Annotated in this window: 20 protein-coding genes; 17 read left to right on the top strand and 3 right to left on the bottom strand. The window is 33.4% G+C overall.

The window, feature by feature from the left end; all coding sequences use genetic code 11:
• From ACY2V1_RS06090 to ACY2V1_RS06040, 11 genes are all read left to right on the top strand, one after another.
• Positions 1-441, top strand: a 441-nt coding sequence (locus tag ACY2V1_RS06090; RefSeq protein WP_461833909.1) for a hypothetical protein, incomplete at its 5' end; no start/stop codon positions are given.
• Positions 442-464: 23 nt separating this feature from the next.
• Positions 465-1,343, top strand: coding sequence for a prepilin-type N-terminal cleavage/methylation domain-containing protein (locus ACY2V1_RS06085; RefSeq protein ID WP_461833908.1), 879 nt, complete (start codon positions 465-467; stop codon positions 1,341-1,343).
• Positions 1,344-1,591: 248 nt separating this feature from the next.
• On the top strand, positions 1,592-3,289 hold the full coding sequence (locus ACY2V1_RS06080; RefSeq protein WP_461833907.1) for a GspE/PulE family protein: 1,698 nt from the start codon (positions 1,592-1,594) through the stop codon (positions 3,287-3,289).
• Complete coding sequence (locus ACY2V1_RS06075) at positions 3,289-4,482, top strand: type II secretion system F family protein (RefSeq protein ID WP_461833906.1); 1,194 nt, start codon at positions 3,289-3,291, stop codon at positions 4,480-4,482. The genes ACY2V1_RS06080 and ACY2V1_RS06075 overlap by 1 nt, the downstream gene beginning before the upstream one ends.
• A gap of 74 nt (positions 4,483-4,556) precedes the next feature.
• The gene (locus ACY2V1_RS06070) at positions 4,557-6,017 is read left to right on the top strand and encodes a hypothetical protein (RefSeq protein ID WP_461833905.1); all 1,461 of its coding nucleotides are present in this window, start codon (positions 4,557-4,559) and stop codon (positions 6,015-6,017) included.
• Positions 6,018-6,022: 5 nt separating this feature from the next.
• A complete protein-coding gene (locus ACY2V1_RS06065; protein ID WP_461833904.1) occupies positions 6,023-6,634 on the top strand; it encodes a hypothetical protein in 612 nt (203 codons plus the stop codon).
• A 1-nt stretch (position 6,635) separates the two neighbouring features.
• Positions 6,636-7,121, top strand: a complete 486-nt coding sequence (locus tag ACY2V1_RS06060; protein ID WP_461833903.1) for a hypothetical protein — start codon at positions 6,636-6,638, stop codon at positions 7,119-7,121.
• 12 nt (positions 7,122-7,133) lie between these two features.
• Positions 7,134-9,068 (top strand): secretin GspD/PilQ domain-containing protein, encoded by a 1,935-nt coding sequence (locus ACY2V1_RS06055; RefSeq protein ID WP_461833902.1) that lies wholly within the window; start codon positions 7,134-7,136, stop codon positions 9,066-9,068.
• Positions 9,069-9,098: 30 nt separating this feature from the next.
• Complete coding sequence (locus ACY2V1_RS06050; protein ID WP_461833901.1) at positions 9,099-9,920, top strand: ExeA family protein; 822 nt, start codon at positions 9,099-9,101, stop codon at positions 9,918-9,920.
• Positions 9,917-11,317 carry a tetratricopeptide repeat protein gene (locus ACY2V1_RS06045; RefSeq protein WP_461833900.1) on the top strand — a complete coding sequence of 467 codons (1,401 nt, stop codon included), beginning with the start codon at positions 9,917-9,919 and terminating at the stop codon, positions 11,315-11,317. The genes ACY2V1_RS06050 and ACY2V1_RS06045 overlap by 4 nt, the downstream gene beginning before the upstream one ends.
• Positions 11,318-11,328: 11 nt before the next feature.
• Positions 11,329-12,081 (top strand): alpha/beta hydrolase, encoded by a 753-nt coding sequence (locus tag ACY2V1_RS06040; protein WP_461833899.1) that lies wholly within the window; start codon positions 11,329-11,331, stop codon positions 12,079-12,081.
• On the opposite strand, the gene ACY2V1_RS06035 is transcribed toward ACY2V1_RS06040, so the two are convergent.
• From ACY2V1_RS06035 to ACY2V1_RS06025, 3 genes are read right to left on the bottom strand one after another with little or no spacing between them, the layout of a single operon-like run.
• Positions 12,074-13,147, bottom strand: a complete 1,074-nt coding sequence (locus ACY2V1_RS06035; RefSeq protein ID WP_461833898.1) for an LptF/LptG family permease — start codon at positions 13,145-13,147, stop codon at positions 12,074-12,076. The genes ACY2V1_RS06040 and ACY2V1_RS06035 overlap by 8 nt on opposite strands.
• Before the next feature lie 8 nt (positions 13,148-13,155).
• Positions 13,156-14,286, bottom strand: coding sequence for an LptF/LptG family permease (locus ACY2V1_RS06030; RefSeq protein WP_461833897.1), 1,131 nt, complete (start codon positions 14,284-14,286; stop codon positions 13,156-13,158).
• A gap of 2 nt (positions 14,287-14,288) precedes the next feature.
• Positions 14,289-14,471 (bottom strand): hypothetical protein, encoded by a 183-nt coding sequence (locus ACY2V1_RS06025; protein WP_461833896.1) that lies wholly within the window; start codon positions 14,469-14,471, stop codon positions 14,289-14,291.
• 350 nt (positions 14,472-14,821) lie between these two features.
• Between ACY2V1_RS06025 and rpmH the strand changes: the two genes are divergently transcribed.
• Genes rpmH through mnmE form a run of 6 tightly spaced genes read left to right on the top strand, consistent with a single transcriptional unit; the run spans position 14,822 to position 19,255 of the window.
• Positions 14,822-14,956, top strand: a complete 135-nt coding sequence (gene rpmH, locus ACY2V1_RS06020) for a 50S ribosomal protein L34 (protein ID WP_461833895.1) — start codon at positions 14,822-14,824, stop codon at positions 14,954-14,956.
• 10 nt (positions 14,957-14,966) lie between these two features.
• A complete protein-coding gene (gene rnpA, locus ACY2V1_RS06015) occupies positions 14,967-15,302 on the top strand; it encodes a ribonuclease P protein component (protein WP_461833894.1) in 336 nt (111 codons plus the stop codon).
• Positions 15,303-15,311: 9 nt separating this feature from the next.
• The gene (yidD, locus tag ACY2V1_RS06010; protein WP_461833893.1) at positions 15,312-15,587 is read left to right on the top strand and encodes a membrane protein insertion efficiency factor YidD; all 276 of its coding nucleotides are present in this window, start codon (positions 15,312-15,314) and stop codon (positions 15,585-15,587) included.
• Positions 15,580-17,190 carry a membrane protein insertase YidC gene (yidC, locus tag ACY2V1_RS06005; protein WP_461833892.1) on the top strand — a complete coding sequence of 537 codons (1,611 nt, stop codon included), beginning with the start codon at positions 15,580-15,582 and terminating at the stop codon, positions 17,188-17,190. The genes yidD and yidC overlap by 8 nt, the downstream gene beginning before the upstream one ends.
• A 30-nt stretch (positions 17,191-17,220) precedes the next feature.
• Positions 17,221-17,874, top strand: a complete 654-nt coding sequence (jag, locus tag ACY2V1_RS06000; RefSeq protein ID WP_461833891.1) for an RNA-binding cell elongation regulator Jag/EloR — start codon at positions 17,221-17,223, stop codon at positions 17,872-17,874.
• A 4-nt stretch (positions 17,875-17,878) separates the two neighbouring features.
• On the top strand, positions 17,879-19,255 hold the full coding sequence (gene mnmE / locus ACY2V1_RS05995; protein WP_461833890.1) for a tRNA uridine-5-carboxymethylaminomethyl(34) synthesis GTPase MnmE: 1,377 nt from the start codon (positions 17,879-17,881) through the stop codon (positions 19,253-19,255).
• Positions 19,256-19,271: the final 16 nt, after the last annotated feature.

Below are 19,271 nucleotides of genomic sequence, written 5' to 3'. Positions count from 1 at the left end.
GCTGTGTTGAGAGGAAAAGAGCTAATAAAGAGTGCCAAGGAGAAAAACTTTTTTTCTAAATTACAAATGGTAGCCTCAGCCCAACTTACCTATTTAGAAAGAATGGGAAGATATGCAGGGGATATCTCAAATCCACCAGATGGAATCATAGATGATAATGATAAGGCTTGGGATGAATTAGAAAAACAGCAACTTGTCCAGGAGAATGATAAAAGACATATATTTAATGGGGAATTTTCCTTTGAAGGAGGTGCTAGACCTTATCAAAATTATAATAGAATCGTTGCCACCAGAGTTCCAGCCTGGGTAGCCCAATCAATTGACCAAAAAATTGATGATGGTAATGCCCAAAAGGGAAACGTAAGATGGCAAGGAGGCAACTATGATTCTGTTAGAGACGTAAATAATGCAAATACACTTTATTGGTGGTTCGATAGATAAAAAATTAAGTTATGGATGTGATTATGGTATCTTGTAGGAATAAAGCTGGTTTTAGCCTTTTAGAAATGGCCTTAGTGTTGGTTGTAGTTGGGCTATTGCTTAGTCTTTCGCTCAACTTAATGTTTAATCTCTCAAAAACAAATCGCATTAAAAGGTGTGAAAACAAACTAGAGCTTGTAAAAGACGCTCTTGAGGGATTTCTTATAAAAAATGGACATTTACCTTATGCTGATAGTAATGGTGATGGAAAAGGAGACACATTTAGTGGCTTCGTTCCTTATCACGACCTAGGGCTCCCAAGGGCAGATGTTTCGGATCCCTTTGGAAAAATATTCCACTATGACGTTGCAGGAAGTCCTAGTGCGCAGGGCAGTCTTACCGATACCACTCCTCAAAACATCTGTCACCAATTAGGCGCATATATGAACCAGATTAATACCTCCACAACCCGAATTAGTGTTGATAGTGGATCTAACTGGACAGAAGTGCCCTTTGTGATTTTAGCATCAGGCATTAATAAACAATTTGATGGCGAAAATAATGATGGAGATAGAGATTACGAGACCCAAAATCCAGATATTGACGATATAGTAAAATGGGAAATCTTTGCATTTTTATACAATAAACTCGGGTGCGGCAAAGAATTTTATCGTCTTTATAATAAAAGCGGTGTTGATATCTGGGTGTTAGGTGGAGATAATTATACATCTTGTACAAAAATCCCAAATGGAACAGGAGCATTTGTTCAAAAAGCAACCAAGGGTTATTTAGATAATGCTTGTTCAACCTCACCTATATTCTCTTTTTCAGACTGCGAAAAGGCAGACTTTGGAGGCGGTAATAGAGATACATGTGTTGAATGGAATGGCTTAAGTGTTAAGGACTCTCAATGTCATTCCTAGGGAGTCCCCAAAATCCTGTACACGGTAACCTCTAATGAAGAGGATGCGGCAAATGTAGATAGATAGTAAGAGTGACGAACTTAACCATAATTAAAATTGAAAATTTCTCTAAATTTATCTATTTTTTGTACACCATCTTCTATTTTTTATTTCATCACATTTTACACATCCTCTTAAGAGCTGACAATTAATAATTGCCTTTTAACGGCCATTTTGTTATTTTTGGCTAAAAATTTGGAGGGGACCTAATGCAGGAAGTAACTCATGGAAAAGTTAAAGAAAAAGAAAGGTCACCCAAAAGATTAGGGGATGTTCTTTTAGCCAGGGGACTGATTACACCTGAACAGTTAAAAATTGCCTTGGAGATTCAAAAATCTACCAATAAATTACTGGGTGAAATCTTATTGGATTTAGGTTTTGTTGATCAAGGAAGTATCTCGTCTATTTTAAGCGATAATTTAGAGGTAAAATATCTATCCTCTTTAGAAGACATAGTACCAGATCCCCAAGCCTTATCTTTAGTGCCTCAAGATATAGCACAAAAATATAAAGTAGTTCCCCTCCATGTTGAAGAAAATGTCTTAACAGTAGTTGTAGCTGATCCCTTTGATATTGTATCCGTAGATACCCTTAGAAACTTAACAGGTAAAACAATAGAAACTGTTTGCGCTCCTGAAGAAGAGATAAATAAGGCCATTGATCTCTGGTATACTGAAACAGAAACATTTGATGATGTAGTTAAAAAGGCATTAGAAGTGGCTGGTGTTGCAGATTTAGGACTTGAGGAACCTCCAGTGATTAAGCTAGTTAATTACATCATTGTTACCGCCATAAAAAAGAGGGCAACTGATATACATCTAGAACCTGAAAAAAATGTCTTGATGGTGCGCTACAGAGTGGATGGTATCCTACATGTTTGGAAATTGCTTCCAAGAGAACTTACAAGGAGTATTGTATCCAGGATAAAGATAATGGCCAGTTTAGATATTTCTGAGACCCGTGTTCCCCAGGATGGAAGAATTGGATTTTACTTTGCTGGAAGACATATAGACCTGCGTGTTTCTACCTGCCCAACTGCTGAAGGGGAAAATATAGTATTAAGGATTTTGGATAAATCCAAACTTATTACAAAAATTTCAGATATTGGGTATTCCCCTAAGCAACTGGAAACATTTCATAGGATCTTGTCCCATAATTATGGACTAATACTAATTACAGGCCCAACAGGGTCAGGTAAAACCACCACTCTTTATGCAGCGTTAATGGAAAAAAATTCCACACAAATTAATATAATGACAATAGAAGACCCAATTGAATATAAACTTCCATTTATAAGACAATCTCAAATAAATCCAAAATCAAATTTTACCTTTGCTAAAGGGCTACGGGCCCTTATGCGCCAGGACCCTGACGTAATTTTAGTTGGTGAAATCAGAGATAGTGAAACTTTAGAAATTGCTTTGCATGCTGCATTAACTGGCCATCTAGTCCTTTCTACCTTACACACCAACACGGCCATTTCTGCTATTTCAAGACTTCTCTATATGGGTGCGAGTCCATATATTCTTGGCTCCTCATTGGCTGGTATTGCTGGCCAAAGACTTGTCAGGATGATATGCCCATTTTGTAGAGAACCATATAAACCATCTGAACATGAAATAAAGGTCATAGAGCAATATATAAAATTGGAATCTGATTCAGAAATTACCCTTTATAAAGGAAAGGGATGTGAAAAATGCAATCATACGGGATATCTAAAAAGAACGTGTGTGAGTGAGATATTTGAAGTTACTCCTGAAGTAACTGACCTGATTGTAAAAAGAGAAGAAGAATCAAAAATTGAGGCCTTAGTGAGAGAGCAGGGATTTATCTCAATGCTAGAAGATGGGCTTTTAAAAGCTGTCAAAGGAATTACCACTGTTGAAGAAGTCTTGAGGATAGTCTAATGGTCATGTTTTCTTATCAGGCCATAGATAAAGATGGAAATTTGATAAAGGGCATAGCTGAATTTCCAGATGAATATTCCCTTTATAAGTGGGTACAAGATCAAAACCTGCTTTTAATTAAAGTAGGGCGCTCTTATCTTAGGTCTCTATTTAAGCCACGCATAGGTCTTGAAGACCTTATAGAATTTTCTAGACACATGAACTATATCTTAAGAAGTGGAATCCCTCTTTTTGAAGGATTAAAAGACCTTGAAGAAAATTTAAAAAATCACACATTTAAAAAGGTCTTACAAGCAGTAAGAAGGGAAGTGGGAGCAGGACTTTCTCTAACTGAAGCCCTATCCCATCACTCATACGTGTTCCCAAAGTCTTATACATCTATTATTGCAGCAGGAGAAGCCTCTGGTAGTTTAGATAAGGTATTTTTAGAATTGGCAAAATATCTATCCTGGGTACATGAAACTCAAAATAAAATAAAGCACGCATTACTATATCCCATTATTGTCAGTGTCCTTATCATCATTACATTAATCATTTTCATTGTTGTAGTTATTCCCCAATTAACTAAATTTTTGACAGAACTTAACATGCCTCTGCCTCTACCAACACGATTACTTATTAAATTTAACAATGTTATGACACACTATTGGTATATCTTTATCGTCCTGCTATTTTTATTCATCTGCTCTATTTTTTTTGTTAGATCTTCTCCAAAGCTCCTCTACTATTGGGATAAATATAAGTTAAGAATTCCTTATCTAGGAAAGATATTCTTAAATCTTATTTTGGCAAGATTCACCCAATATATTGGACTTCTTTATCAAGCAGGAATTCAAATCTATCAAACATTAGATGTAGTAAAAGAAGTGGTAAGTAATCGATTTTATGCAAAAAAAATTGAAAGGATCAAATACCTTTTAGAAGAAGGAGAACAATTGGGCACAGCCATAGAATTAGCTAAAGATTTTCCATCTTTATTAGTGAGGAGCATTAAAATAGGTGAGACAACTGGTAATCTGGAAGAAACATTTAAGGAATTAAATACATATTTTAATGATGCATTAGAAAGGGATGTAAAAAATATTACAACCATTATTGAACCTGCTCTTCTTATATTTGTAGCTTCGATAATTTTAATTATTGTTATATCTGTTCTATGGCCAATCTATAACATGCTTGGAAAGATTACATAGTGATTTAAAGTTCAATGTTCAAGATTCAAAGTTCAACGTTAAAAAAATATTTTATATTAAGATATCTCTCTAAGATGGAGGGTATTTTTTCTATTTTTAGCAAAAAAAAGAACAAAAAAATAGACACACAAAGATATCTTTTATATTGGCAAAAAGATAAAATATTTATACAAAAAAAATCACAAATAGAAGTAATACCATTAAATGAATTTTTAAAGTCTCCACCAAAAGGAAAGGGTTATTTATTAATTTCTGAAGAAGATATAAAATCAAAAGTGGTGTCTCTAAATAAAACTAAAGGTATGAAGATTCCTCGTATCATGAGATACGAGGCATTGGAATTGGTCTCAGAAAAGAGTTTAGAGTCGTTAAAAACAGATTATATTGTTAACTGGCGAGCTTTATGGAAAAAACAAGATGGACCAATAACACAAATAGCATTTCTTCTCTTTGTTGCCAGACGAACTCCTATTGAATCATTTTTAACTACACTAAAGACAAATGGTCTAGAAATTTTGGATGTTTTTCTAGATATTGATTTGTTAATCAAAATCGGTGAAGACTATGCAACACATGATGAAGACTTTGTTCTATTTTTTTTCCAAAATAAAGTCTATTTTTTGGCCTTTCAAAATAAAATATATACATTTCATCGCAAATTCCAATTAACCACTTCATTTCTTGACTCTGAAGAATTCCAGCAAACCAGTTGGCAATCAGAGTTGGACATGGAATTTAGAAGATCAATATTTTACGCAAAACAAAAATTTAAACTAGAAGCAAAATACATAACTCTTTTCTCTGATTCTGAAGAGGTTTATAATTTTTTTAAAGAACGTAAACAAGAACTTTATCTTGATCTAAATTTACCTGCCTTAAAATTTAGAGAAAAAGATAGATGTCTTATCTTAGATCTCTGGTCTATTCATCATTATCTTGACATAACTTCTCTTCTTCCTCCTGAATTTGTCTTTGAAAGACGTATAAAAAAAACTTCTCTTTTTTTTCAAGGTATTGCCTTAATTCTCTTTTTGATTACTCTTAATACCATTTTAAAATATTGTTCAAATTATAATATAAAAATGGACAATTTAAATAAAATACTCTATCAGGCAAATCTTGTAAAAAAAAGAGTAATAAAATATCCTAGAAGCGAAATAAAAAAGGCAATAAAAATGATGATAACACCAAGGTATCGACGTGAACAGCTCTCAACTAAAAAAAATTATGAGCTATTTTTCACTCTAAAGGTCTTACCATATTTAGTACCTTCTAAAATAGTTCTTACTCGACTGTTTTGGGAAGATTCTCCTGGAGCAAATAATATTTTAATTGAAGGAAAGGTCTTAACTCCTGACGTATTACAGAGAAACAAAATTTTTGAAAAATTTATCTATAATTTAGATCATTGTATATTAATACAAAAAATAAATGATATGGATACCTCTAATCTTCTTGAAAAAGGCACATTTATATTAAATTTAAATTTATCGCGTATATTAACTGCAAAATCAAAAAATATTAAAAGTAAGTAAATTTTATGAAAAGGATCCAAATCTTTCTAAGACACTTTTATATAGTCATCTTTCTCTTTATTATCTCTATTTTCAATATTTTTTTTATTTTTAATATTCAAGATAAAATCTGTAAAATTTCCAATATTGAAAAAGATATTGAAAGAGAACTTAAAAAACAGAATAATTTACTGCAAAAATTGAAATTATTAGATAAAATTAAAGAAAGAAATAGTATCGAAGGTTTTAAAAATAGCATCGAAGCAAAGGCATCTTTATTAAATTATCTCAATTTAATAGCTAAAAAACACCATGCAAGACTCATACGTTGTCAATTAAATCCTATAGTAAATCAAACCAATAGTATGAATAGAGGACCTTCATTAAATCCATCTTCTTTAAACAAAACTTCCAAGATGGGTATATTAATGGAGACAAGATTTACTAGATATGCATATTTACAAGATTTTTTAAATGAGTTATTCCCCCCAATTAAAAAACAAGAAAATGATATTATAATGTCAGATAAAGGTAAAATTGGATTTTGGAACATAAATGAAATGAGAATCCAAAAATCAGGTATGAATCTCTTGGTATTTTTAAAGTGTATTTACTATTATCATATTGAGGAGCAATAATTTGAAGCTCTTGTTAAATAAATTAAATATATCTTATCGGTCCATACTTTGTGTATTTCTGATGACTTTAATTTGTGTAATTTATTATTATTTTATTAAATTCTTTAACCATTCTATTATTGTGGAAGAGATGGTTAAAGAACCACTTTCTCTATTTGAAACACCCATTCCTTCAAAAAAAATTGAGTCTGGCACACATATGTTAACTTTTGCACAAGTAAAGAAATATCTTGATTCTCTTAGAAAAAGATCAAAATATAGAGAACCATTTCTTTCACAAAATGAGGTAGAGATAAAAACTGCTCTTTTTAAGACAACTCTTCCAAGAATACATGGTATTATAAAAATAGGAAACATATGGATGGCTATCATAAATGGAAGAACAGTTTTTGAAGGAGAAACTATAAAAGGATATTTAATACAAAAAATAACACCTAAAGTCGTTATTATTAAAAAAGGGAAACAAATTTATCACCTTTCGCCTTAGTTAGGAGTTAATATGCGATATCTAATTTATTTTTTAATGCTTTTATTATTAGGATGTGCTACTTCCCAAAATTTTCCTAAGGATATGGGAAATAAAAATAAAGTTCGAATAAAAAAACAGAAAATAATACATAACCAACCAAAAAAAAATTTATGGGTTCCACCGCCTGTAATCGAGGCCAAAAGACCATCAAATTATCCTAATCTAAGTACACCAGTTTCTCTTACCCTTAAAGATGCCAGTCTAAAAGAAGTTATTCTTTCCTTGGCTAAACAAGCCGGAGTGAACATTGTTTTTGATGAGGATGTAGAGGATTCAAAGGTAAGTGTAAATTTAACAAATGTCCCTCTCTCTCACGCCCTTCGAGCTATCCTTACAGCCCATGACCTTTATTTTAAGCCTTATCCTTATTACATAAGGATTTCTAGAATGTGTACTAAATTCTTTCATATTGATTATATAGTAAGTGTTAGAGAAGGTAAGAGTAATACTAACATTTCTCTTAGTTCTGGCTCTGGAGGTGGGACATCAGAAGGAAGTAGTAGTGTATTAAAACAGTCTTCAAACAGTGGAAATATTTCCATTGCCAGTAGCGAAGTAATCAATTTCTGGGAAAATTTTGAAAAAGACCTAAAAGAAATACTTAAAGATCCTTTATATAACGTACTCCAGAGTGAATACAACCGCAAAGTGCTTAAACAACAAATAGACCTATTACCTTATCAAACTCAATATCAAAAGGAAATTCAAAAGCAACAACTGGAAATGCTCTCCATTCACAAAGAAATTTTAAAAAAAGAGCTTGCTGAGGGAAATGTGCCTAATTTCTCAACTTTCTCCACTACTCAAGGACAGACTACTACATCTACATCTTCAACAACGAATGGTAATACTGGTGGAACTTCTGAAACTACAAATCAGCTTATTGGGACATATACCATCAATCCTCAAACAGGCACTGTAGTAGTAACTACTACACCTGAGCTAATGAAAAAGGTTGAGGAATTTATTTCCAAAGTAAAAGAAAACCTCTCCCTGCAGGTGCTTATAGATGTCCAAATCTTTGAAGTAACTTTAAACAGGGGACATGAAGTAGGAATTGATTGGAGCAAATTTCCAGGTTTATTAGAGATTTATAAAATGCCTCAACTTCGTCAAATAATAAATACCCAGATGACATCCCAGGCAACACAATCTTCTTCTGGTGGCTCCACGTCTACTTCAGGTCAAGGCGTTACCTCGCCCTTGGCAACATCACCTTTTCCTTCTGTCCCTGGAGGAAATCTCCAGGTAGGGATTTTACATTCACTTACTTCCACTGTTGCTTATCAGTGGAATATTGACTCGTTAATCTCCTTTTTAAAGACTCAAGGAACAGTTAAAGCAATATCCAGGCCACAACTTATGACTTTAAACAATCAACCTGCTATTGTTTCTGTTGGCACAAATGATTTTTATATAACCTATGAACAGACCACTACATCCGCTCAAGCAGGACTAGCTACCAGCAGCGTTACCAGTAAACTTAATCCCTTATTCGTAGGAATTACTTTAAATGTGACACCCCAAATTAGTTCATCAGGAGAAATCATCTTGAAAATCGTCCCTACAATTAACAAAAAGGTAGGAGAAAAAAGCGTCCCTACAGGCATTCCCTCGGCACCTTTACAAAATATACCAATTATGGAAACAAGAGAAACGAGCACTATTGTTAAGGCCCAGGACGGACAGCCTATAATCATTTCAGGACTCATTCAAGAAACAACAAATAAAACAACTAACAAGGTTCCTGTTCTAGGGGATTTGCCTATCTTAGGACATATTTTTAGCTATAACTCAGACTCTAAAAATTACTCTGAACTAGTTATGGTAATTGTTCCGCACCTTACAGGAAAAAAAGACTTGAAAAGTCTAGGTTATAAAAATATACAAACAAATATCAAATAATACCGAGCACCAAATTATAAGAGAGTAAAAATGTATAAAGAATTTTACGGGTTAATAGAAAATCCCTTTAAATTATCTCCTTCTGTCCAAAATTTTTTTATTACCCCAAAAATAAAAAACATTATTACAACTCTACATTATGGATTAAACCAAAATATAGGTTTTATGGTGATAACAGGTGAAGTTGGAGTGGGCAAGACCTCATTACTGCGCTATTTTATGTCTCTTCTAGATTCCAATGTAGAAAGGGCTTACTTGTTTCATCCTACATTTACCCATTCTGAAGACCTTCTTAGATTTTTATTGATGGATCTAGAATTTAATAAGGAAGTTGGAGAAGACATAGACAATATAAGTAAGGCACGCCTCCTCCAAAAAATATACCAATTTCTACTCAGAAAGTCTCAGGAAAATAAAAAGGTATTACTAATTGTTGATGATTCCCAGTCCTTATCTCCAAATATGTTGGAAGAACTGCGACTTCTATCAAATTTTGAAACCAATGAAGAAAAATTGATCCAGATTTTATTAATAGGTCAACCAGAACTAAGGCAAAAGCTAAAACAAAAATCTTTAAGACAACTTGCGCAACGAATTGGAATTCAAATTGAAATGAAACCCTTTAGTCTTGATGAAACTTGTGCCTATATTAATCATAGACTGCTTAAAGCAGGAACCCAACACAATCTTTTTGACCAGAAAGCTATAAAACTTATTCATAAAAAGAGCAAAGGACTTCCAAGGGTCATTAATTTACTTGCAGAGAGGTCATTGGTTGCAGGTTATCTAAATTCTAAAGCAACCATAGGAAAACAAGAAGTAAAACAGGCGATTAAGGAATGTAACTTATGAGTCTTATTGAAAAGGCGCTTACTAAAAAGGAATCTGAATCTCAAGGGAATAAATTTGAACCTGCAGAAAATAAAAAAGGAGGAAAATTTAGTGAGTTAGAGCCAGATTCCCAAATATTTCATTCAATAAATAGTAAAACTAAGCGGTGGAGAAAGATATTAATAATCAGTCTGGGAATATTTTTGATTTTAGGGATTTCACCTTTTATCATAGGCCATTTAAAAAAAATCGTCTCTACAGGGAAAACGGTTCCATTAGTTACCAAATCATCATCAAAGCAAGTAATTACAAAAAAGGATAAAGATAGACACATAGCACAGTTAAAAAAGGACAATCATACTAAAAAAACGATTGTTACTAACAATAAAGAAACCAACATAAAAACAAGCAGAGATATAAAAAAAACAAAGGTAACACCTTCTTCTAAAAGAAAGTCCTTAACTAAGAAAAATTCAACTAAAAGCAAAAATTTTTCTAAATTTCAAAACTACTATACTGTCCAAATTGGAAGTTTCAGATATCTTAAAAACGCAAAAGCTTTTTTAAAAACAATTTTTACTTCAAGAAAGGATATTTGCCCTCACGGCCGAATAGAAAAGATAGGAGGTATATATGCAGTGAGATGCGGTCTCTATAAAAAAAGACAAAAAGCAATTTTACTAAAAAAGACATTGCTTAAACAAGGAAGGCTTAGCGGCATTTATAATGCATTGGTTATTTCAACTCTATCCCCCACAGAGATAAATAAAAGGGTAATTCCCCCCTTAAAAACCCCAAACAGGGCCAAAACAATTCCTAAAAAAAATATAAAAAGGAAAATAAGAAAAAAAATAGACCATAAGCCAAAAAAAAATATAGACTTTTCTTTTCTTTTAAAAGAGGCCTACTCTTATCTAAAAAATGGGGACCTTAATAGGGCCCTTATATTGTATAATCAAATCCTGGAAACAGATCCATCTCTAGTAGATGCATTAATCAACAGAGCTATTATTTGGCAGAGAATAGGAGAACTGGAAAAGGCCAAAAAAGACCTTAAACTAGCTCTAAACATTGAGCAAAATAAGAAAGATCCCATAGTATTAAATGCGCTGGGAGTAATCTATTTCAAACAGAATAGGTATCAAAGGGCAAAGGAATATTTTCTAAAAGCAGGCGACACCAAGGCCATGATTAACCTTGCCATTCTTTTCTGGGAAAAGGGTGAATTTAAAAAGGTCATTGAGTATTTAAATAAGGCATATTTACTAACTCCTGATGACCCTTACGTTCATTACTACCTTGGACTATATTATCAACAACAACATGAAAATTCAAAGGCAAATAAAGAATTTGCTATCTGCAAACAACTTGCAGAGGAAAAGGGAGCATTTGATATATTAAAAATGTTGAAAAGATAAAAAGGCACAAAATGTTAACTAAAGTCTCATTTAAAGGCAACAGAAAAAATTTATTATCAGGTATTTTAATAGGAAATAACCAGCCATCTAAAGACTCAACGGCCTTAATTGTATGTCATGGATTTTCTGGGACAAAAGAAGGTGGTGGAAAGGCCATATCCATGGCAAAATACTTTTCTTCCCACAATATAACCACCCTGTTATTTGATTTTTCTGGAAATGGTGAGAGCCAGGGGAGATTTGAAGATATAACTCTAAGCGGACAGATACAAGACCTAAATGGCGCTGTTAATTTCATAAAAGACCTTGGCTTTAATAAGATTTTTATCATGGGAAGGAGTTTTGGGGGCACCACTGCAATATGTTATACTGGATATCACAAACCTGACTATGTGAAAGGGGTAATCTGCGTAAATTCCGTAGCCAGACCTTATGAATTATTTTCTAAGGTTAAGACCAAAAGGCATGGAGACAAAGTCATTCTAATGGCAAATGAAAAGGAGGTTATTATTAAAAATGATTTTTTTAAAGATTTAAAAAAATGGGATGTATTATCCATGGCAAAAAACATATCACCAATACCTCTATTGATTATACAGGGAGATAGAGATGAGGTAGTTGATCCAAATGAGGCACATATGTTATATAAAAGTGCAAGATGTCCAAAAGAAATAAAAATAATAAAGGGTGGCGACCATACACTTACTGATAACTATAAGCCCATGTGGGAAGCAACCCTTAAATTTATTTTAAACGTTACATAAACATAGCTTCCCTGTTACTGACATAAATAAAAGACAAAACAAGCACAAATACAGTATGCACTCCAAAAGCTCCTACAATAGGTGGAACTACTCCATGTTTTCCTAAAATTGTTCCTACTACAAATAGCCCATAAAATACAAAGGTAATAACCAATGAGATTGCAAGATTTACAGGAAGGATTTCACATCTTCTACCAATATACACAGATAAAATTCCCAGAACAATCAAAGACAAACTATATGATATTTTAGAGTACCACACTGTAGTTATTGATTCAACATTAGTACCTGTTATTTTTAATTCTTTAATAAGTCCCCTTAATTTCCATAATGGAATTGATTCAATATCCTTAGATGTTATATTTAATATAATGTCCATGTCTTTGTCATATATCACAAAAGAATCTCTGTTCTCCACAAAAAATTCATTGGGACGAGATAATAACACCTTTGATAAAGCTAATTTATCTTTTAATATTTTCACTTTTTTTGCTAAAAAAGCAGTTTTTATATTTGAAAAATATGGATCTATTTCATAGATTTCTATGTGGGTACCCTTTCTTTTATTTAAATCTAAGATACCAATATGTCCTATATACTTATCTTTTCTAAACCAAAAATCTTTTATAATCTTATTTTCCCTGATTTTCTTCTTCCCAAGATTATCCCATATTGCATTTGTTTTATTAGCTGCAATTACTCCAACATACTGGGAAAAAAATATATGGATCATAGAAAATAAAAATGAATAAAATAGAACAAATAAAATTATATTCCCAATAAAAACACCTCCCCCCTCTAATGCATCCCATTCCCTGTTCTTTTTCATCAAAGTAAATTGAATAATCAATGTTATGAAAAACACCAATGGAAATATCTGGGATATTATTAATGGTATTTTCCACAAAAAATATTTTATAATAATTTCAAAAGGAGCAGATTTGTTTAAGAAATTATCCAATCTATCAAATATATCAACTAAAAGATAAATTGATAGGCAGGATAAAAGACATATACCAAGATAAGAAAGGTTATTTTTAATAAGGTATTTGTGTATAACTCTCATCCAAAAAATCAATCCCTAGTTGAAAATTTAACTCTCTCTTTTTCTGCAAAATAAAAAAGTAAAATAGTAAATACAAAAAATAAGACATTCGGCGTCCAGATTCCAACTGAGGGTATTAAAACACCTCCTTCCACCAGACTCTTACCCAGGGCAAAAAGTGCATAATAGATAAAAAATACAAATACAACAATTATAGTTCCATAAAACTTCTTTATCCCCTCTAAAATCCAACCAAGGGGTATTGCCAAAAAGCCAAGTATAAAGCACGATACTGGAATTGCTATTCGCTTATGTTTTTCTTCTATAAGTTCAGTGTAATAACTGGATTTACTCTTGGAATATTTTGATATCTTTTTTTGCAATATATGATAAGACATGTATTTTGGCTTATCTGTATGGATCTTAAAGGACTTTAGCACCCGGTTTAAATCCAGCCTGATCTCATATTTCCCAAATGAAATATATGACGCTTTCCTATCAAATAGTTTTTCATATATCTTACCATTTAAGATAGAAAAATATAAGACCTTTTTCTTGGGAAACCACTTTAAAAAGCCATTTGGAGCAACAATTATTACTTTTTTCTCATTATTCAGTCCCTGTTTAATAAATATATTTGTCAACACCTCGCTGTCTTGTGAGACATTTTGGGCATATATAACAAAACCTGGCAGTTTTAAATTAAACATCCCTGGTTTTATAGAGAGCTTTGTCTTTTTCTGAGCAAGGTCTAATAAATAGGAATTAAATCTATCCATACCCCATGAGATGCCGTAAAAAGAAATATAGAAATTGATCCCTGTAAACAGCAGCAGAATAAAAATAGGACAGGGCAAGATATTGTAGAGGGATACCCCGCCACTTCTAAGTGCAACTAATTCATTCTCTGTGCTCATGCGCTGGAATGTCAAAAATAGGGCAAGCATGCCAGCAACTGGCATGAGCACAAACAAAAAAAATGGAGATAAATACATTATCAAAAAAAATACATCTTTAAATGAAATATCTAGAGAGATAAGTATCTTCCCTAGCTGAATAAGCCTTCCAATTAAAATAATTGAAATAAATACCGCAAGACACACAAAAAACACCTCCAATATCTCCAAAGACATCTTGCGGTATAGAAGCTTTAACCCCATAACTATTTATCTTGTTTGTCCTGTTTTAAAAAGACCCTTATTAAATATTCTTCTTCTTTTGGATTTAGATTAAACCTAAAGGATGCCTCTTTGATCAATTCTTCATCCTTCTTATTCCCTTTGTTTTCAGAAATCCAGGCAATTGCATCCCTTAATTTTTTTTCTTCAGGTATAATAGTAGACATATTTTGAACCTCCTTTAAGCAGAACCTAATGTCTCTACTTGTTTTTTAATTAAAATTTATATGGCACGTAAACAAAAACCTTTATTAAAAAATTTGGCCACGCCTTGTTAGTTATTGATAAAAACAATTAATCCATATAATTCAAATTGGCAACCTCTACCTAATTATTTCAAAATTTTTTACAAGGTTACCAAATATTCTTAGCCCAAGCTGATGAACTTAAGGGAAACCAGATAACAGATGGGGAAGGGGCAACCTTAATCCTTGACCTATCAACACTTTGAGGTTAAATATGTTTTTTGCTTTTTTAGGTTATTTATAATCAATAAAAAATAACAGGAGGTATTGTTATGAAAAGGACCTATCAACCAAGTAAAATTAAGATGAAAAGGACCCATGGTTTTTTGGTGCGCTCAAGGACAAAAGGAGGGAGAAGGGTGTTAAAACGCCGCAGGGCCAAGGGTAGAAAGAGACTTACAGTGTAAGTTCTGTTTAATGCTAAAAATCACAAAATCCAAAGAGTATCAAGATTGCTATCTAAGAGGAAAGAAAGTTACCACAGAACACTTCATAGTGTTTGTAAAACAGAGGATCCCAGACCACCTGGGGCCAAAACTTGGGATAACTGTTACTAAAAAAGTGGGGAACGCAGTTTTTAGAAACAGAATTAAAAGGCTTATAAGAGAGGGATTTAGACAATCAAGGTTTGTGAAAAGTGGCGCAGATGTGGATGTTGTTGTAGTTGCAAAAAAAGGGATAAAAAAAGAGGATATAACCTTAAGTTCAGTCATAAAGCAGCTTGATTTCTCATCAACCCTCGTAAATCCATAATCAGAATATATGGCTAAATTTATTAGAAATTTTGTAATATCTGTAATTTTACTCTATCAAAAATTGATTTCTCCATACCTTCCGCCTAGTTGCAGGTATCAACCTACTTGTTCTGAGTATTTTATTCAGGCAATTTCAAGGTTTGGCCTGTGTCGTGGCCTCTTGCTTGGCATAATGAGGCTGTGTAGATGCCATCCCCTAGGTGGCAAGGGACTAGATGAAGTACCAGATACCTTTTCCTTAAATCCATTTAAAATGAGGAGTAGTGGAAGTGGACATGAATGAAAACACAAGGCTCATGTTGGCACTGGGACTTACCATATTGGTGCTGTTGGTCTGGAATACATTGTTTCCACCGCCAAAACAAAAGACCCAATACAATTCCACAAAAAAGGTGGAAAAATCTCAAAGCAGCAACCAGATTAAAAAAGAATCAAACACTGTATCAATTCCAAATCAAACTAATGTTAATTATAGTTATTCAAAAGGTGAGACCATAACCATTGAGACACCTTACTATATTGCTAAGGTAAATTCGCAGGGTGGGATCTTTGAACAATTTGAGCTTACCCGTTATAAAAACTCCATAAAACCAGATTCCAAAAATGTCTGTCTGATTACAAAAAATATAATGGGAAAAGGTCCACTTGGTATTCTTTTTAATTACAATCCAACTTGGAAAGTAGCTAAATGGGAATATTCTGGTAGTTCTGCTAAACTCTCAAAAAACGATTCAACAACTCTTACCTTTAAAGCACAATTTGAAGGTACACTTATCTCAAGGAAACTCACATTCTATGGAAACAGTTATAAAATAGAAGAAGAATTAGTTGTTTACAACACATCTAACCACCCTTTGGCTGGTATTTTGGGGGTATGTATTGCTGCTCCATCTGAACCTGAGCATTCATCTAGATTTAACAAAAAGCAAGTTGTCTATTATACAAAGGAAAATAAGCTTGAAAAAGAGAGTAGCGAGAAAAAACTTGGACCTGGTATTGAGTTCAAGCAGCCAATTAATTGGGCTGGAATTGAGGACAATTACTTTCTTTTATCCATTGTTCCAATCTCTGCTAACTACACATTAAAGGCAAAACTAGAAGATGAGACGTACAGACTAGCAGTTGAATCCAAGCTCAATCTACCACCAAACAAGGGTACATCTTTTAAAAACCTGTATTACATTGGTCCAAAAAAAGCAAAATACTTGGAAAAGCTTCCCAACCATTTGAGCGCTGCTATAAACTATGGATGGCTGGACATACTGGCCAAACCACTGGTTATAGCACTTAACTTTTTCTACAAATACACCCACAATTATGGAATTGCTATAATCATCCTGACAATTGTCATAAAGATCTTATTCTGGCCCCTTTCCCATAAAAGCTATAAGTCTATGGAACAGATGAAAAAGATTCAACCCTTGATGCAGCAGCTAAAGGAAAAATACAAAGACGATAAGCAGAAGCTCAATGAAGAACTGATGAGGTTGTATAAGACCTATAAGATCAATCCAGCAGGTGGCTGTATACCTATGCTACTACAAATTCCTGTATTTATAGCACTTTATGAGGCACTTTTAGGGGCAATTGAACTTAGACATTCACCATTTATCTATCATCTACCTTTTACAAACATAATATGGCTTGCAGACCTGTCTGCAAAGGATCCCTTATATATCACTCCAATCTTAATGGGTGTTACCATGTTTTTACAACAAAAGATGACACCTAGTGCAGGGGATCCAACCCAGGCAAAACTCATGCTACTTATGCCAGTATTTTTGACGTTCCTGTTTTTAAACTTTCCATCTGGCCTGGTTATTTACTTTATAACAAACAATGTCTTATCAATAATTCAACAATGGTGGATGTTAAAGAAAAATTAACCACAAAAGTCACTTTTAGTAGGAGAGCTTATGGAAACAAAAAAAATATTTGAAGGTAAAAACCTTGAATCAGCAATTGAAAAGGCATGTGAATACTTTAAAAAAGACAAAAACGAACTTGAAATAAAGGTAATAGAAGAGGGCTCCAGTGGAATCTTTGGAATTGGAGGAAGAAAAGCAAAGATTGAGGCATCAATAAAATATGATGTAAAAAAATTAGAAAACATGGTAAAAGAGATGGTTGACCACATCATATCTTATATAACTCCCTCTTCTGAAATTGACGTAACCATTGAACAAAAAAACATAAATGTATCTATTGCTGATTCCCCAAATTCTGGACTAATTATTGGAAAAGAAGGGCAGACAATATCAGCCCTGGAATATATCTTAAATAAAATGGTATCTAAAAAATGGCCAGATAAAGTATATGTTCATTTAGATGCCGCAGGATATAAGGAAAGACAGGAAAATAACCTCAAGAAACAAGCCATGGAACTTGCCAAAAGGGCAAAGACCATTGGAAGACCATTTAGCACAAGGCCCCTTAGCTCGTATCATAGACGGGTTGTGCACATGGCCCTTAAACATGACAAGGATATAATTACCCAGAGCCGTGGAGAAGGGCCATTAAAAAGGGTGCAGATAGCACCAAGGAAAAGACTCAGGAGGAAAACAGGCTAGATATATGACGCAAGATACAATCTGTGCCATCTCTACCCCCCTGGGTCAGGGGGGTATTGGTATAATTAGAATAAGTGGTCCATTGGCCCTATCAATCGGAACATCCCTTTTCAAATCATCCAAAAACATCACCCGCATAAAACCCTATAGGTTATACCACGGATATATCAAATCATCTAAAGGAGTTATTTTAGATGAAGTCCTAGTGAGCTATATGCCAGGGCCTGGTTCTTATACTGGGGAAGATGTATTTGAGATAAACTGCCATGGTGGCCCTGTTGTGGTAAAAGCTGTACTTGAGGAAGTGGTAAAAAAGGGAGCACGGCTGGCCAAACCTGGCGAGTTTACAATGAGGGCATATTTAAATAATAAAATTGATCTGTCCAAGGCAGAGGCTATTTACGAAATCATATCGTGTAAGGGAGAAAAAGGGCTTTTTTTTGCATCTACAAAACTTGGCGGTGCCCTAAAACAAAAGATAGATTTTATCAAAGACAGGTTAAAACACATAATGGCCGAAGTTGTAGCTGAAATGGATTTTGATGAAGAGGTAGAAGAATTTGATCCTGATAAAATTCAGACGGAGATTGGTTCTATTTTAAAGGAAATAGACTATTTAATTGAAAACAACAAAAGATATTCCCCTCTAGTTGAAGGAGCTAAAGTTGTTTTGTGTGGAGAGGTAAATGCTGGAAAATCCTCTATTTTAAATGCCATCTTAGGAAAAGAAAGAGCAATTGTCACACCAATTCCAGGCACCACAAGGGACTTTATTGAAGACACTATAAATATTCAAGGCATACCAGTTAAGATTATTGACACTGCTGGTATTAGAAAATCTAAAGATGAAATCGAGATAATCGGAGTAAAAAAAGGGCTGGAGCTAATAAAAGAAGCTGATCTAATGGTGCTTGTATTTGATATCTCTAAAAATTTATCCAATGAGGTCAAAGAGGTTATATCGTTAAAAGAAAAAAACAGGATTATCTCAGTTGCAAATAAAATTGATATCCCAAAAGATGGACATAAAACAGAACAAATAGACTTTTTTAAACAAAATGGTATTGAAGTTATATATGTTAGCGCAAAGACTGGAGAAAATATAAATGGATTAATAGAGGCAATTGCAAAAAAAATAATGGGGGATAATATTGAGCCACCAGCAAATGAAATAGTCCCAAATCTAAGACAGACACAAGAGTTAAAACACGCCAAAAAGGAGCTAACAGCTATTTTAGATTTATTATCTTATAATCCTGAGACAGACCTTATCTATTCCCACCTTGAAAATAGTGTAAAGCACCTAAAGGAAATAACTGGAGAAGTAACTACTGAAGATATTTTGGACAGAGTATTTTCTAATTTTTGTATAGGGAAATAAGTATATTTTTGCAGCT

Source organism: Desulfothermus sp., assembly GCF_053993635.1.
The sequence above is the reverse complement of the archived record's forward strand: the minus strand, read 5'-3'. Positions and strand labels throughout refer to the sequence as shown.